This window comes from Paenibacillus sp. FSL R7-0179 (assembly GCF_038002265.1).
Classification (GTDB): Bacteria; Bacillota; Bacilli; order Paenibacillales; family Paenibacillaceae; genus Paenibacillus_AQ.
Genome location: NZ_JBBOCC010000001.1, coordinates 2,508,464 through 2,522,702, shown reverse-complemented (window position 1 = coordinate 2,522,702; position 14,239 = coordinate 2,508,464). Strand labels below are relative to the sequence as shown.

Genomic DNA, 14,239 nt, shown 5'->3' with positions numbered 1-14,239 from the left:
AAGCCTGACTTACGCGCTTTCTTCTTTTTTCTTATCCTTCTTGAGACTAAGCTCCGGCAGGGACTTCTCCTTAACAACCTGCTCGGTAATGACACAGTCCTTAATGTCATCACGTGAAGGCACCTCGTACATCACATCAAGCATAATGCTCTCAATGATGGCACGCAGTCCACGGGCACCGGTGTTGCGCTTGATCGCTTCCTTCGCAATTGCTTCAAGAGCAAGCGGCTCGAACTTCAGCGCTACATTATCCATCTCCAGCAGCTTCACATACTGCTTCACGAGCGCATTCTTAGGCTCGGAGAGGATACGTACCAGTGTAGTCTCATCAAGCGGCTCCAAGGTCGAGATGACCGGCAGACGGCCCACGAACTCGGGAATCAGACCGAACTTCAGCAGGTCCTCAGGCAATACCATGGACAGGTATTCACCGGCCTTAAGATCCTTCTGTCCTTCAACCGCAGCATTGAAGCCAATGACTTTTTTGCCGATACGGCGCTTGATCATTTGCTCCAGTCCGTCGAAGGCACCGCCTACGATGAACAGAATGTTCGTTGTATCGATCTGGATGAATTCCTGATGAGGATGCTTGCGTCCGCCTTGCGGTGGAACCGAAGCAACCGTACCTTCCAGAATCTTCAGCAGCGCCTGCTGAACGCCTTCACCGGATACGTCACGGGTAATGGACGGGTTCTCGGATTTACGCGCTACCTTATCAATTTCGTCTATATAGATAATGCCGCGTTCGGCTTTCTCCACATCATAATCTGCCGCTTGAATCAGCTTCAGGAGAATGTTCTCGACGTCTTCACCCACATAACCGGCTTCCGTAAGGGAAGTGGCATCTGCAATGGCAAAAGGCACGTTGATGATCTTCGCCATCGTCTGAGCCAGCAGGGTCTTACCGGAGCCTGTAGGTCCGAGCAGCAGAATGTTGCTCTTCGTCAGCTCCACATCTTCAATCTTGCTCTGGCTGTTCACACGCTTGTAGTGATTGTATACAGCAACGGAGAGCGATTTCTTCGCTTGCTCCTGGCCGATCACGTATTGATCCAGAATATCGCGGATTTCCTTCGGTTTCGGAATATCCTTCATATCCAGCTCTTCTTCGTGGCCCAGCTCCTCTTCCACAATCTCCGTGCACAGCTCGATGCATTCGTCACATATATAAACGCCAGGTCCCGCTACGAGCTTACGAACCTGCTCTTGTGATTTGCCGCAAAAGGAACATTTCAATTGCCCTTTTTCATCATTAAATTTAAACATCTTACCACCCCTTTAAGATATGATCGGTGAAGAGAGAACCTGGTCAATGAGCCCGTATTCCTTCGCTTCTTCAGCGCTCATGAAGTTATCGCGGTCTGTATCCCGTTCGATTTTGTCAAGGGGCTGACCTGTGCGCTCTACATAAATCTGATTCAGCTTCTGCTTCGTCTTGAGAATCCAGTCGGTGTGAATCCAAATGTCGGACGCCTGCCCCTGAACGCCGCCGAGCGGCTGATGAATCATGACCTCGCTGTTGGTCAGCGCATATCGCTTGCCGGGCGCTCCGGCTGTCAGGAGCAATGATCCCATACTGGCTGCCATCCCTACGCAAATCGTTGAAACATCCGGTTTGATATATTGCATCGTATCATATATACCCATGCCGGCTGTAACAGAACCACCGGGCGAGTTGAGGTACAAGTGAATGTCTTTTTCGGGGTCATCTGCTGCCAGGAACAGCAACTGCGCAATAACCAGATTGGCGACATCATCGTCAATCGCACTGCTCAGGAAGATGATGCGATCCTTGAGCAATCTGGAATAGATATCGTATGAGCGTTCTCCCCGGCTTGTCGTTTCCACAACCATTGGTACCAGACTCATGCCACCAACCTCTTTTCTCTATACAGATTAGTCTTTCCGTTTCAGAAATATTTTAACACGTTCAAAGCGGGATGTCATTTATTCACTGGGTCCCTAAACCGCATTGTTCATGTGCATGCCATTATAACGCAATTCCACGGACAATGCCAATTGAAGGGTTCATGATATGTACTGCCAAACGCCCGGCCCCCGATAAAAATAAGGCACGTAACAAAAACTTACGTGCCTTATCAAATCTCTATGGAGGCTAATGGATAGCCGTTCTAGGTAAAGGATTGAAGCTTACTCAGCCTTTGCTTCTTCTGCTGCCGCTTCTTCTGCTGCCGCTTCTTCTACTGCTGCCGGAGCTTCAACTTCCACGCTGTTACTAACGAGGAATTCGATTGTCTTGCGCAGGGAGATCTCATCGTTCAGGCTGCTCAGGGAACCGTTGGCTGCCAGGATGCTGCGGATTTCTTCAGGAGTACGCTTGTAAGCTTCAGCCATAGTAGCCAGCTCTTGCGTAACTTCTTCTTCCGACACTTCGATGTTCTCTTCCTTAGCAATCACTTCCAGAACAAGGTTGTTACGAACGCGCTTCTCAGCATCGCCCTTCATTTGTCCCTGCAGGTCTTCACGGGTCTGGCCGGAGAAGCTGAGGAACATGTCCATGTTCATGCCCTGCTGGCGGAGACGGGTATCGAAGTCACGAACCATGTTCTCCACTTCGCTGGCGATCATCGCCTCAGGAATTTCCACTTCAGCATTTGCTGCTGCTGCGTCAACTACTGCGGATTCACGAACGCTCTTCAGCTCTTCCTGCTTGCGGGATTCGAGCTGTGCCTTCAGGTCTGCTTTGTATTCTTCCAGTGTGTCGAATTCACTAACATCCTTGGCGAATTCATCATCCAGCTCAGGAAGCTGTTTGCGCTTGATTTCGTGCAGCTTCACTTTGAATACAGCAGCTTTGCCTGCCAGTTCAGCAGCGTGGTAAGTTTCAGGGAAGGTTACTTCAACATCCTTGAAGTCTCCAGTGGACATGCCCACTACCTGCTCTTCGAATCCTGGAATGAAGGAATTGCTGCCCAGCTCCAGGGAATGACGCTCAGCCTGTCCGCCTTCGAATGGAACGCCGTCAACCGAACCGTCAAAATCAATTACAGTGATGTCGCCGTTCGCAGCTGCTCCTTCTTCGATAACCACAAGCTCAGCATGACGCTCCTGCAGACGCTTCAGTTCAGCATTCAGCTCTTCGTCAGTTACTTCTGCCTTCTGTACTGGTACTTCCAGACCTTTGTACTCGCCCAGCTTCACTTCCGGCTTAACTGTGATCTTCGCTTTGAAGATGAACGGCTGGCCCTTGGCGAATTGCTCGATGTCCACTTCAGGACGGTCTACAGGGAAGATATCAGTCTGTTCAACGGCTTCACCGTAAGCTTCAGGAAGAAGAATGTCGATAGCATCCTGATACAGGCTTTCAACACCGAAACGGGATTCAAAAATCGGCCGTGGTACTTTACCTTTACGGAATCCAGGAACGTTTGCTTTCTTTACCACTTTATTAAAGGCTTTGTCGAGTGCTGCAGCTACGCGTTCCGCTTCAACTTCGACTTCAAGAACTCCGAGGTTCTTCTCTATTTTTTCCCAAGTTGCTTTCATAATATACTTTTCCCTCCAAAAATAGGTTACATGTTTACTTAAATAGTCCAACATTTCACGCACAGAATAACCACTATATTATATACAACATTACTTTATTTATCAAGTAGAGAACTCTTTACAAATCCCCTGAGCGAACGGTAGGCACCCTCAAATTGGAAGCGCATGCTGCCCGTTATGCCGTACATGCTCCGTGTTTCCTCTTCTTTGCGGTTCCCGTTCAGGCTCTCCGACACCATCTGGTGCAGGGCTCCCGCCCAAATATCCAGCTGCGAATACTCCCCGTCCAGCAGCTTGCGGTAATCCGCCGTCCCGTAGATGGACATGACGAACTGCCCCCACAGCTCCTGGGCAAAATAATACAGCGTCGGCTCATGCACCTCCGCCTGCTCGGCCACCCGTTCCAGCACTTGGCTGATCTGCGGCGGGAACTCGTCGTTCTGCAGCGGCACGGTCTCGATCTCCACCTCAGCGGCCTCATGGCCCCGGCTTAGCCTGATTGCCCCTTGCGCCCCTCTGCGCCGCAGCGTCTGCAGTGTGCGGAATTGCAGCAGCGGATGCACCTCGGCCTGCTGCAGCCAGCCGGTCAGCGCTTCATCTACCCCGCTCCCCTCCAGGTAGGAGAGCTGCTCCAGCGCCAGCACTGTCGCTTCGGACAGCGGTTCATTCATGACCCGCTTCAGCAGCTTATCCGGGTACTCCGCATCCTCCTCCAGCTTGGATCTGGCCAGAATCCGGGCCATATCCTCTTCCCCCAGATCCATCTCCTCCGCATCCGGGGCACCGTTCCCGTCACCGCCCTGCGCCGCGTAGGGGAAGGCCGCCACAAGCCATTCCAGCAGCGACCGCCATTCCTCGTAGTGCCGCTCTTCCTGTCCCTGGCACTGCAGCAAAAAACGCAGCAGCTCCATCGCTTCCCCGTAACGTTCACTCTCCAGCATAACTGTGAGCTGAATCTGATAGTAATCCAGGGTCTTGGGAAACAGCACGATGTTCTCTTTGGCGGGGGAATTGAATTGATTCATGAGGGCACCTCCTTTTCTCCGAACTGTAATCGCTTCTGAACCTTAATCAATTGTAGATTATAGCATATCCCTGCACGGTTTCAAAAAAACAAGTTGAAAAAGTTAACTATGTATGATAACATAATTTTTGCTTGCTTTTCAGTCTATCTTCATGTCCCGGTAGCTCAGTTGGATAGAGCATGCGCCTTCTAAGCGCACGGTCGGGGGTTCGAATCCCTTCCGGGACGTCACAGTAAACAGCCTTCCTTCGGGAGGGCTGTTTTGGCGTCCGGGGGATGAGAACCCAACGCGTCAGCGAGGGGACGTTGGAGCATAAGCTTCGATAGCACCACTTCGCAATCAGCCCGAATGGGCTGTATCCCTTCCGGGACGTTACAGTAAACAGCCTTCCTTCGGGAGGGCTGTTTTGGCGTCCGGGGGATGAGAACCCAACGCGTCAGCGAGGGGACGTTGGAGCATAAGCTTCGATAGCACCACTTCGCAATCAGCCCGAATGGGCTGTATCCCTTCCGGGACGTTACAGTAAACAGCCTTCCTTCGGGAGGGCTGTTTTGGCGTCCGGGGGATGAGAATCCCCTTTTTATTTTGAGTAGGATCAACGTGGGTGCTTGGGTAGACGCTGCGCGAACGGACCGTTGTTCCAATCGCTGTGTTTTCCAGATTTTTTTCATTCCCCTAAGCGGTGAAAATCCGGAAACCAAGGCGAACGCTATCGCTTCTACACAATCGTTCCGTCCTCTCCGCTGTTTGAGCGGGAAATGACCTCCCAAAGAAACCACCACTCTTTAATAGTGGAGGAAGCGAAACATGCACGCACTATGCGGACTGGAGATCCCTTATTCAGGCGGATCACGCCTGTCCGCAGGGTTATGCGGACTGAGGGGCCGTTAAGTAACCTGTTTCTCCGCTTTTTCTGCTCGAATGCACAGTTTAGCGTCCTCTGAGTCCGTTTATGACAGAAAAGTTGGTTTTTTCGACGAATAGCGGCTCCTCAGTCCGGATAACTCTGCTGGCGGCTACTTTTCTATTTCCGGAGCAAGAACGCCCTTTCCTGCAATGAGTCTCTTAACAATTTGGCCGACTTTGTTGTTCAATTCCTGCCTATTCACGTATACCGTCCTCCGTATTCCTGCAATGCCCGCACTTCTCCGAAAAGTAAATGCCATCTGCCCGGTAGCAGCTAAAATCAAGGTGATCGAATACTAACGGACCGTCGCATTCCTGACACATAAGTATAACGGGATCTCGCGAACGTACAATCAGCGATTGCGCACGTTCACGCAGCAGCTCATGCCACTCCATCTCCCCCAGCCGTTCACACTCATTCAGTTCTGCTATTACCTGCCTGATCTCAGCCTGTACCTTCCTGAACTCTATGGGCTGCCATTGCTGTAAAAAAGGGATGTATTTCCGGTCACCGGAACACAGGATTTTGAACAGAAACATCAGAATCATGCCCCGGTTCCGGTCCTTCAAATACTCCATACTGACCGGCGTGATTCCTTGATCCAGCCAGTTCTCCCACTCCCGCAGCAGTTCCTCCGCTCTGAACACGATCATGGGAAGCTTCCCGGACAGCTCAGTCTTCAGGTACCCGGCTTCTATAAGGACATCCACCTTCTCCATGATCTGCTCCATCGTCAATTTGCGGTAGAAGCCATAGGCGGGAATGTGGTCCAGGCCGAGTTCAAGCAGCAGCTTCTCCTTCGAGCCCTTCAGGATCTTGGCCAAAAGCGTACGTCCCCCGGCGGCAATAATCTCATCGGCTGTCTGCAGAACGGCTAGCAGCTCCGGCCTTGGCAGCGGTGTATTCAAGCGATACTCATTCGTCTGCTTCCGGTTCGGCTTACGGCGGTTGGTCTTCTGCATACTCACAGCGTTCTGCCTCCTTGTCCTTATCATGGGCACAGGTTAGTCCACCTAACAGTATGGTCGGATTATAACATATCCAGACCCGGAAACAGGAGATTTAGAGATGAGTTTCAGCGCTTCCCGGAGCACTCAGAAGCTCCAACCACTTCACAGCAAACAGGCCGCCCGCCATGAAACTTCCATAGCAGAGCAGCCTGTTCTTCCAGGATATAGCTCTATTCTCCCGTTTGCATCCGTCTCAGCGTCCCCGGCGGCGGTTGCCCAGCCACAGCGGGAAGCGGAACATAAAGTTGATCAGCAGCACGACAAAGACCAGCACAGCGGCAGACTTATCCGCGATTTGCCGTGCATCCTCGACAATGGCCTCAGACTGCACGTACCACAGATGCACAGCCAGAGTCTCACCCGGCGAGAACAGATTGAAGTCCCACATCTCGCCGGAGGTGCTGAGTCCGGCGGTCAGGATGATGACCGCTGACTCCCCGAAGGCGCGTCCGGCCACCAGGCAGACGCCGGTGACAATCGCCGGAAGGGCTACCGGCACGACAACCTTGCGGATGACATGGAACTTCGTCATGCCGAGGGCATAGCCGGCTTCACGGATCTCGCCGGGCACCGCGCGCACCGCCTCCTCTGTGACGCGGGCCAGCATCGGCAGATTCAGCAGCGCCAGGCTGACACCCCCGCCGAGAATCGTCAGGCCGATGCCGAGATACTCGGCGAAGATCGCCAGCCCCAGAAGGCCGAACACGATGGACGGCACCGAGGACAGGGATTCCACGCAGATGCGCAGCGCACCTGTGAAGGCATTATCCGGTGCATACTCCGCCATATAGATCCCTGCCCCGATCCCGAGGGGAATAGAGATCAACAGGGAGATGAACAGGATATAGAAGGAGTTGAACAGGACGGGACCGATCCCGCCGCCGGGATCGATCTCCTCCGGCTGCTTGAGCAGGAAGTCCAGTCTGAGCGAAGGTAAGCCTTTGCTAAGGATGGTGAACAGCAGCCAGAAGATCAGCAGCATGACCAAAACGCCCAGCGTATAGAAGCCGATGGTCGCCAGTTTATTGCGCCGCTGGGCTCTGGCCGTATGGCGTGTGCGCGTGAATCCGTTCATCAGGCATCCCTCCGTTTGCGGCCCAGGAGCCGGATAATCAGAATCAGTACAAACGAGATCAGCAGCAACAGGAAGGCCATCATATGCAGGGAATAGTTCCAGGTGGAGTCGAACTCCACGTTGGAAATCTGCATCACGATATTACTGGTCAGCACCGAGGTGGGTGCGAACAGGCTCTTCGCCAGCTGCGGCGTGTTGCCGATAACCATCACCACCGCCATGGTCTCTCCGACTGCACGGGTCATGCCCAGAATCACAGCCGAGATAATGCCCCGGCTGGCAGCGGGCAGCACGACGCGCATAATGACCTGAAGGCGGGTCGAGCCGAGCGCATAGGCAGCGTCGCGGTATTTACGCGGAACCGCAACGATGGCATCATCGCTGATCCGGCAAATGGTCGGCAGTACCATGAGTGCCAGCACGAGTGCGGCGGCGAGCAGCCCGTCTCCGAGACCTTCTCCGCTGATTCTGCGCAAGAAAGGTAACAGCACGGTCAAGCCCAGATAGCCGTATACAATAGAAGGAATACCGACCAGCAGATCCAGGACCGGACGGATAAAGCTCTTCAGCCACTTCGGGGCAATCTCCGCACAGAGCACAGCCATCCCAACCGAGACGGGCACGGCAATGACCAGGGTCAGCGCGGTAAGCGACAATGTATTTACGATGAAGGCGGCGGCGCCGAAGGCATCCTCTTCCGGCGTCCAGTTGAACGAGAAGAAGAAGTCCTGCGGGGAGATGCGGGTGAAGAGCAGCAGCGCCGTTTTGCCGATGAATACAATAACTAGTCCCAGCACAAGACAGAGCGCAAGGATGCTGAATAAGAAATAATAACGGGAGATGCTGTTGCCGAGCAGATGTCTGCGGTGCCGCTTGGTGTTACGTTTAACTTCTTCCAGGCTTGTCTGTGCCTTAGCGCCCAGGCCATGAACCGGTGCCCCCATACTTTCCCTCCTGTAAGAGGCCAACCCCGTAGTTCCCGGAGCTGGCCGCTGTTACCTATCAATCTATTATGCTTGCTTGGTTCAAGAATCTTAGGATTGCATAGCAGAGATTGGAATGAACTTAAGCTTCTTAAGCGAGCCCTGCTGGAACTTCTTGCTCTGTACATATTCGATGAATTCTTTGGTCGCGCCGGTCGGCTGGCCCTTCGTCATGTAGTAGCCGTAAGCCCAGATCTTGTACGAGCCGTTGATTACGTTATCCGTGTTAGCTTCCACGCCGTTGAACTTCACAGCCTTGATATCGCCGCCCGTTACATAGACAAGGTCGATGTATCCGATAGCGTTAGGAGTGGTGCCTACTGCGGTTTTCATGTCGCCGCTGGAGCCGGTTTCCTTGTAGTTCTTCTCTTTCTTCACGATATCTCCGCCGCCCAGCGCTTTGGCCTGATAGTTAACGCGGGTCCCGGAGCCGAAGGCACGGGTGATCACTACGATGTTCGCATCCGCTCCGCCGACCTCTTTCCAGTTGGTGATTTTACCGGCGTAGATGCCTTTGAGCTGCTCTGTAGTCAGGTTGTCGACTCCGACATTCTTATTAACGATGGTTGCAAAAGGAATCACAGCGACCTTATTCGCCACCTGTCCGTCAAAGGCCTTGAAGCCCGGAACATCAATGCTGGCATCCCAGTCGCAGGCTCCGATATCGGCAATCCCCTTCTTCACGGCCTGCGGTCCGGTCACGGAGCCCTTGCCGGAAGCGGCGATCTTCACTTTAGGATGAAGCTTCTGGAATTCCTTAGCGGCCTGCAGCGTCAGCGGAAGCAGGGCCGTAGAACCGTTAACGGTGATTTTACCCTTGAGGCTGTCCGCTGCTGCGGCTACCCCTGCAAAGGATGCGGTAACCGCGATCACCGCGGTAAGTGCTGTAACTGTGAACTTTTTGAATAGCTTCATGTCTGAATTCTCCTCCCGGCGGTGTGCGCCGATAAATGTTGTAATTAATTTGCTACTTCCGGTGAGACTGACAATTGCAGCGCTTTGCCGTTCTGAATGACCATTACCTTGCCGTCGCTGATCATCGCCAGCTTGCTGCCATCTGCCGATACTGCTACTTCCGATACGTCTTCGGCTGTCCGGTACAGCTCAACCGGTGCTGCGCCGTCTGCAATAGAGTAGATTACCGTGCTGCCATCCGCTGTAGTTCCGGAGACTACGAGGCCCGTGCTAACCCCTGTGGACCAGTTCGCCTCTGCACCGAGGGCGACATCTGTGCTTTTACCGTCTGCTGTGATCAGCTTCAGCGTGTTGGCGGCATTGCCGTCTGCATCCGCACTCAGGTAGGACACGCTGCCGCCAGCCAGAATCTCTGGGTACAGCTTGTTGTCAGGTGTAGTCGTCAAGGCTACTGGCTTAGCACCTTTGGTCGTTAGATCCAGCTTATAGAGCTGTTCTCCGGCCTTGCTGAAGTCTACGGTAAGTGAATCTTCTGTGCTGTCGGCATCATTCTTCGCAGTACCGGTGATGTTGACAATGTACACCGCGCTTTTGCCGTCTGCCGATATGCGAAGCTCTGATTTGTTCTCTACTTTATCTTCAAGCAGAGTCTTAACCTCTCCGGTCTCTACTGAAATCTGTGCCAGCTTCTCCTGCTTGTCGCCCTGGATGAAATAGAGCGTCTTGCCGTCACTGGACCACACGATATCTGTCTTCACGCTGGTATCCTTGCCGAGTGGACTGATTAGGCCGGTGGACAGGCTGATCAGCTTCAGCTGGCCGGTCTCATCGCTGAATGCGCCCCACTGCTGGTCGGCGGAGACTGCGAAATCCACCGCGCTTTCGCTGGAAGAGAACAGGTCATAGTTGCCTGGAGTCTGGGTGAATTTATAGAGCAGTGTGGCCTCAGCGTCGTTCTGATTCGCAATCAGACCACCGTCAGCGCTCCAGTGAAGGGTGTCAAATGAACCGGCTGGCCGGGCGAAGCTCAGAATGGTATGGGCATCCGGCTCCAGCTCACCGCCAAGCGCGATAACCAGCTTCGTCAGCTCCACATACGTCTTGCTGTTACGCACGACGGGGGCCACTGTGAATTCCAGGGTTTTGCCATCCACCTGATAGCTTTTCACGCCTGCCTGGATCTGCACACTATGTAGACCTTTGCTGTCATTCAGCTGGATTCCGCTGCTGCTATGCACAAGTCCTGCACCCAGCTCTGCGGCTACCTGGCTCAATGAATAGAGCTTGTACCCTCCGCTGTTGATTGTGCTGAGTGTAACCGGCGTACCGTTGATGCTCCAGGACATGCTGCCCTCTACAGCTGCTGCTGTGTTGACTGCTGCGGCACTTACTTGACTGCTTGTCGCCAGAACACTAACAGATCCCCCTGTTACGAGAAGTGCAGAAGCCAGAGCTGCGCCGATCCATTTACTATTCTTCAATTAGATTCACCCTTTTCCTATAGGTAACTGCTAATGTTATTTTCGTCTACGAGTGTCAATTCTGTTGCGCAGGAATGTTATGGAAATATTAACTGTAAAAATAATTACAAGCCCAAACCAAACAAGGCCCGCCCGGGAACCCTCCCGGACCGACCTATTGTAAACCCTGTGTTAATTCACAATCCAAGTCACGATAATCTCATTTCCGCCGCGCTCTGAATCCGAGGGGCTGCCAATAATAGAATACGAATAAGAGCCGTTCACTTTGCCGTTGATCAGCAGGTTGCGGCTGTCCACAATCTCTGTCCCGCGCTCCAGCTCCTTCTCTCTTACATACTTCTGGTATGTAGTTCCAAGAGCAGCCATACTCTCCTTCGTCTGATAGATCAGCATGGAGGATTTCTTCCCCTCTGACTGTTCACCTTGGGTAAAAGTAATACCTGCCCCTTCGGGAATCGGCAGATCCTCCGGCAGATATTGCTTTGCCTCCGTCTTCTCCTCAGCCAAGGTATGAAACCGTCCGCCGCCAGCCGACTGGTCTGCATCGCCGCAGCCGCTAAGTCCAGCCGCAGCCAGCAGCACGCCTAGAGCAAGGAACAGCTTATGTCCTGCCATAATTCCACCGCCTTTAGTGAATTGGGTCTCAGGATGCCGGTACACATAGGATGTCTCTTTTATTACCCGGATCAAGAGCGGGAGTAACGGATAATCCTTACAATTTCATTTACTTTTGAGCAGGAAATCATTAGTATAATGAGTGAGCGCTCACTCATTATCATGAGGAACAGAGGAGAATATTATGGATGAAGGAAAGCCAGTCATTGCGGTTACTCATGTGAACCGAGCTTTTGACAATAAAACGGTGTTGAAGGACATCACTCTTCAGGTGCATCAGGCAGAGACGTTCGGAATTCTGGGACCCTCCGGCTCCGGCAAAACCACGCTGGTCAAGCTGCTTACGGGCATAGACGAGGTAACCTCCGGTGAGGTCACCGTGCTGGGGGTGCGGATGCCGAAGCTTGCCATGCTCCAGCAAATAGGATATATGGCCCAGTCGGATGCCTTGTATACCGAGCTTAGCGCCAAGGAGAATCTGGAGTTCTTCGCTGCGCTGTATGGACTCAAGGGCGGCAACCGCACGCGGCGGATCGGGGATGTGATGGAGCTGGTGAATCTGCAGGAGCATCTGCGTAAGCGGGTGGACCAATACTCCGGGGGCATGAAGCGCCGATTGTCCCTGGCGATTGCCCTGCTGCACGAGCCGCCGCTGCTGCTGCTGGATGAACCGACTGTCGGCATCGATCCGGTGCTGCGCCAGTCCATCTGGAAGGAGCTGAAGGCGCTGAACCGCAAGGGAACAACGATTGTCCTGACCACGCATGTGATGGATGAAGCGGAGAAATGTGACCGGCTGGCGATGATCCGGGACGGCGTGCTGCTGGCGGCCGATACTCCGGCCGAATTGCTTCACGCTACCGGCACCGCCAGCATTGAGGAAGCCTTCCTCTATTATGGAGGTGCACGCCGATGAGAATCCGGGCCATTACCCTGAGAATTCTGCAGCAGTTCATCCATGACCGGAGAACCATGGCGCTGATGTTCATCGCTCCCCTGCTGGTACTTAGCCTGATGAGCCTGGTATTCGGCAGCGATGCATATGAGCCTAGAATCGGTATCTCGGGTGGCGCGGCCGCGTTCAGTTCAGCACTGGAAGCCCAGCAGGCTGAGGTTACCGGCTACGCCGAGGAAGCAAACGGGCAGGCCGCCCTGAAGGCGGGAGATATCGATGCTCTCCTTACAATGAAGGGAGGCGCACCCGCTGTTATTCTTGAAGGCAGCAATCCGGCGGCTAACCGCGCTGTAATCATGGCGCTCCAGGAAGCTGCGCAGAGCCTCCGGCCGCAAGCGCCGGGCGGAGGACAGCTCCAGCCGCAGATCAGCTATCTGTATGGCGCGGAGGATATGAAGACGATCGACCGCTTCGGCCCGATTATGATCGGGGTGTTCGTGTTCTTCTTTGTCTTCCTGATTGCCGGTGTCTCCTTCCTGCGCGAACGGACCACGGGCACGCTGGAGCGTCTGCTCTCCACCCCGCTGAAGCGCTGGGAGATCGTCACCGGTTATGTCTGCGGCTTCGGCATCTTCACCGTCTTCCAGGCCCTGCTGATCTCCTGGTTCTCCATCCAGGTGCTGGGAATTATGATGACGGGCAGCTTCGGCTATGTGCTGCTGATGACGCTGCTGCTGTCGATGTCAGCGCTGACCCTCGGCACTCTGCTCTCTGCGTTCGCCGCCAATGAGCTGCAGATGATCCAGTTCATCCCTCTGGTCATTGTGCCGCAGATCTTCCTGAGCGGATTATTTCCGCTGGATACCCTTCCCCTCTGGCTCCAGCGCATTGGACTCGCCACTCCGATGTACTATGGTTCACAAGCACTGATGGATATCATGGTTCGCGGCAGAGGCTGGAACGATATCGCCGGGGATGTGTTCATGCTGATCGGCTTCTCTCTGCTGTTCATGCTGCTAAATGTGCTGGCTCTGCGCAAGCACCGCAGAATGTGAAGAGTGAACGGGCTATGGTACACTAGAAGGAACTGCAAGAGTCTGGAGGTTCTATTGATGGAGAATAACCCTGCTGCCGATCAGGAGCAGCTGGAGCAAGACCAGTGGGTTCAGGAGTTGCTGGATCTCAGCGAGAAGGAGCAGGTCACGCCCAAGCAGCTGTCCATTCTGCGGGCGGCGATTGATGTGTTTGCAGAGAAGGGCTTCTCGGCGGCCGCCACCAGTGAAATCGCCCAGAAGGCGGGCGTGGCCGAAGGCACGATCTTCCGTTATTACCGGACCAAAAAAGATCTCCTGCTTGCCATCGTGGTCCCCACCATGAGCCGGATGATCGCCCCGTTCGTGCTGCGCAACTTCAGCGGTGTGCTGGATGTGCCGTTCGAGAGCTACGAGGATTTCCTTAAGGCCTTCATGGTGAACCGGCTGGAGTTCGTCCGCAGGAATCTCAAGATCGTCAAAATTCTCATTCAGGAGATCCCCTTCCAGCCTGCGCTGAAGGAGCAGCTGACCGAGAATATCTTCGAGCAGGTCCTGGCCCGCGTTACTGCAATTACTGAGCACTTCAAAGCGGAAGGTGAAGTGATTGACGCGCCAACGCCTGCAATTATCCGCTTCACGATATCGGCGATTATCGGATACCTGCTGACGCGGCTGGTGCTGATGCCCGAGCAGGACTGGAATGATGAGGCTGAGATTGAACAGACTATAAGCTTCATTCTGCATGGGATCGGCGGGAATGGCTTAGACAGAAGCAATAAAAGGAAGTGAGTA

The 14,239-nt window shown here is 53.8% G+C and carries 13 protein-coding genes and 1 tRNA gene; 4 read left to right on the top strand and 10 right to left on the bottom strand.

Annotated features, from left to right (window positions below; all coding sequences use genetic code 11):
- Positions 1–9 precede the first annotated feature (9 nt).
- From clpX to MKX63_RS11205, 4 genes are all read right to left on the bottom strand, one after another.
- Complete coding sequence (gene clpX / locus MKX63_RS11220) at positions 10–1,266, bottom strand: ATP-dependent Clp protease ATP-binding subunit ClpX (RefSeq protein WP_341017099.1); 1,257 nt, start codon at positions 1,264–1,266, stop codon at positions 10–12.
- A 12-nt stretch (positions 1,267–1,278) separates the two neighbouring features.
- Positions 1,279–1,869 carry an ATP-dependent Clp endopeptidase proteolytic subunit ClpP gene (clpP, locus tag MKX63_RS11215; RefSeq protein ID WP_036697575.1) on the bottom strand — a complete coding sequence of 197 codons (591 nt, stop codon included), beginning with the start codon at positions 1,867–1,869 and terminating at the stop codon, positions 1,279–1,281.
- A gap of 282 nt (positions 1,870–2,151) precedes the next feature.
- Positions 2,152–3,507 (bottom strand): trigger factor, encoded by a 1,356-nt coding sequence (gene tig / locus MKX63_RS11210; protein ID WP_341017096.1) that lies wholly within the window; start codon positions 3,505–3,507, stop codon positions 2,152–2,154.
- A gap of 95 nt (positions 3,508–3,602) precedes the next feature.
- On the bottom strand, positions 3,603–4,532 hold the full coding sequence (locus MKX63_RS11205; RefSeq protein ID WP_341017094.1) for a hypothetical protein: 930 nt from the start codon (positions 4,530–4,532) through the stop codon (positions 3,603–3,605).
- 153 nt (positions 4,533–4,685) lie between these two features.
- Between MKX63_RS11205 and MKX63_RS11200 the strand changes: the two genes are divergently transcribed.
- Positions 4,686–4,759, top strand: a tRNA-Arg gene (locus tag MKX63_RS11200).
- Between the two features lie 874 nt (positions 4,760–5,633).
- On the opposite strand, the gene MKX63_RS11195 is transcribed toward MKX63_RS11200, so the two are convergent.
- From MKX63_RS11195 to MKX63_RS11170, 6 genes are all read right to left on the bottom strand, one after another.
- Positions 5,634–6,401: an RQC-minor-1 family DNA-binding protein gene (locus tag MKX63_RS11195; protein WP_341018606.1), complete on the bottom strand. Its 768-nt coding sequence runs from the start codon at positions 6,399–6,401 to the stop codon at positions 5,634–5,636.
- A 241-nt stretch (positions 6,402–6,642) separates the two neighbouring features.
- Positions 6,643–7,524, bottom strand: coding sequence for a phosphate ABC transporter permease PstA (gene pstA, locus MKX63_RS11190; RefSeq protein ID WP_341017093.1), 882 nt, complete (start codon positions 7,522–7,524; stop codon positions 6,643–6,645).
- Positions 7,524–8,468, bottom strand: a complete 945-nt coding sequence (gene pstC / locus MKX63_RS11185) for a phosphate ABC transporter permease subunit PstC (RefSeq protein ID WP_341017092.1) — start codon at positions 8,466–8,468, stop codon at positions 7,524–7,526. The genes pstA and pstC overlap by 1 nt, the downstream gene beginning before the upstream one ends.
- 90 nt (positions 8,469–8,558) lie before the next feature.
- A complete protein-coding gene (locus MKX63_RS11180) occupies positions 8,559–9,422 on the bottom strand; it encodes a phosphate ABC transporter substrate-binding protein (protein ID WP_341017090.1) in 864 nt (287 codons plus the stop codon).
- A gap of 44 nt (positions 9,423–9,466) precedes the next feature.
- Positions 9,467–10,903: a stalk domain-containing protein gene (locus MKX63_RS11175; protein WP_341017089.1), complete on the bottom strand. Its 1,437-nt coding sequence runs from the start codon at positions 10,901–10,903 to the stop codon at positions 9,467–9,469.
- Between the two features lie 171 nt (positions 10,904–11,074).
- Positions 11,075–11,518: a hypothetical protein gene (locus MKX63_RS11170; RefSeq protein ID WP_341017088.1), complete on the bottom strand. Its 444-nt coding sequence runs from the start codon at positions 11,516–11,518 to the stop codon at positions 11,075–11,077.
- A gap of 184 nt (positions 11,519–11,702) precedes the next feature.
- Between MKX63_RS11170 and MKX63_RS11165 the strand changes: the two genes are divergently transcribed.
- Genes MKX63_RS11165 through MKX63_RS11155 form a run of 3 tightly spaced genes read left to right on the top strand, consistent with a single transcriptional unit; the run spans position 11,703 to position 14,236 of the window.
- A complete protein-coding gene (locus tag MKX63_RS11165; RefSeq protein ID WP_341017087.1) occupies positions 11,703–12,434 on the top strand; it encodes an ABC transporter ATP-binding protein in 732 nt (243 codons plus the stop codon).
- Positions 12,431–13,468 carry an ABC transporter permease gene (locus MKX63_RS11160; protein ID WP_341017085.1) on the top strand — a complete coding sequence of 346 codons (1,038 nt, stop codon included), beginning with the start codon at positions 12,431–12,433 and terminating at the stop codon, positions 13,466–13,468. The genes MKX63_RS11165 and MKX63_RS11160 overlap by 4 nt, the downstream gene beginning before the upstream one ends.
- A gap of 57 nt (positions 13,469–13,525) precedes the next feature.
- The gene (locus MKX63_RS11155; protein ID WP_341017083.1) at positions 13,526–14,236 is read left to right on the top strand and encodes a TetR/AcrR family transcriptional regulator; all 711 of its coding nucleotides are present in this window, start codon (positions 13,526–13,528) and stop codon (positions 14,234–14,236) included.
- The last annotated feature ends 3 nt before the right edge of the window (positions 14,237–14,239 follow it).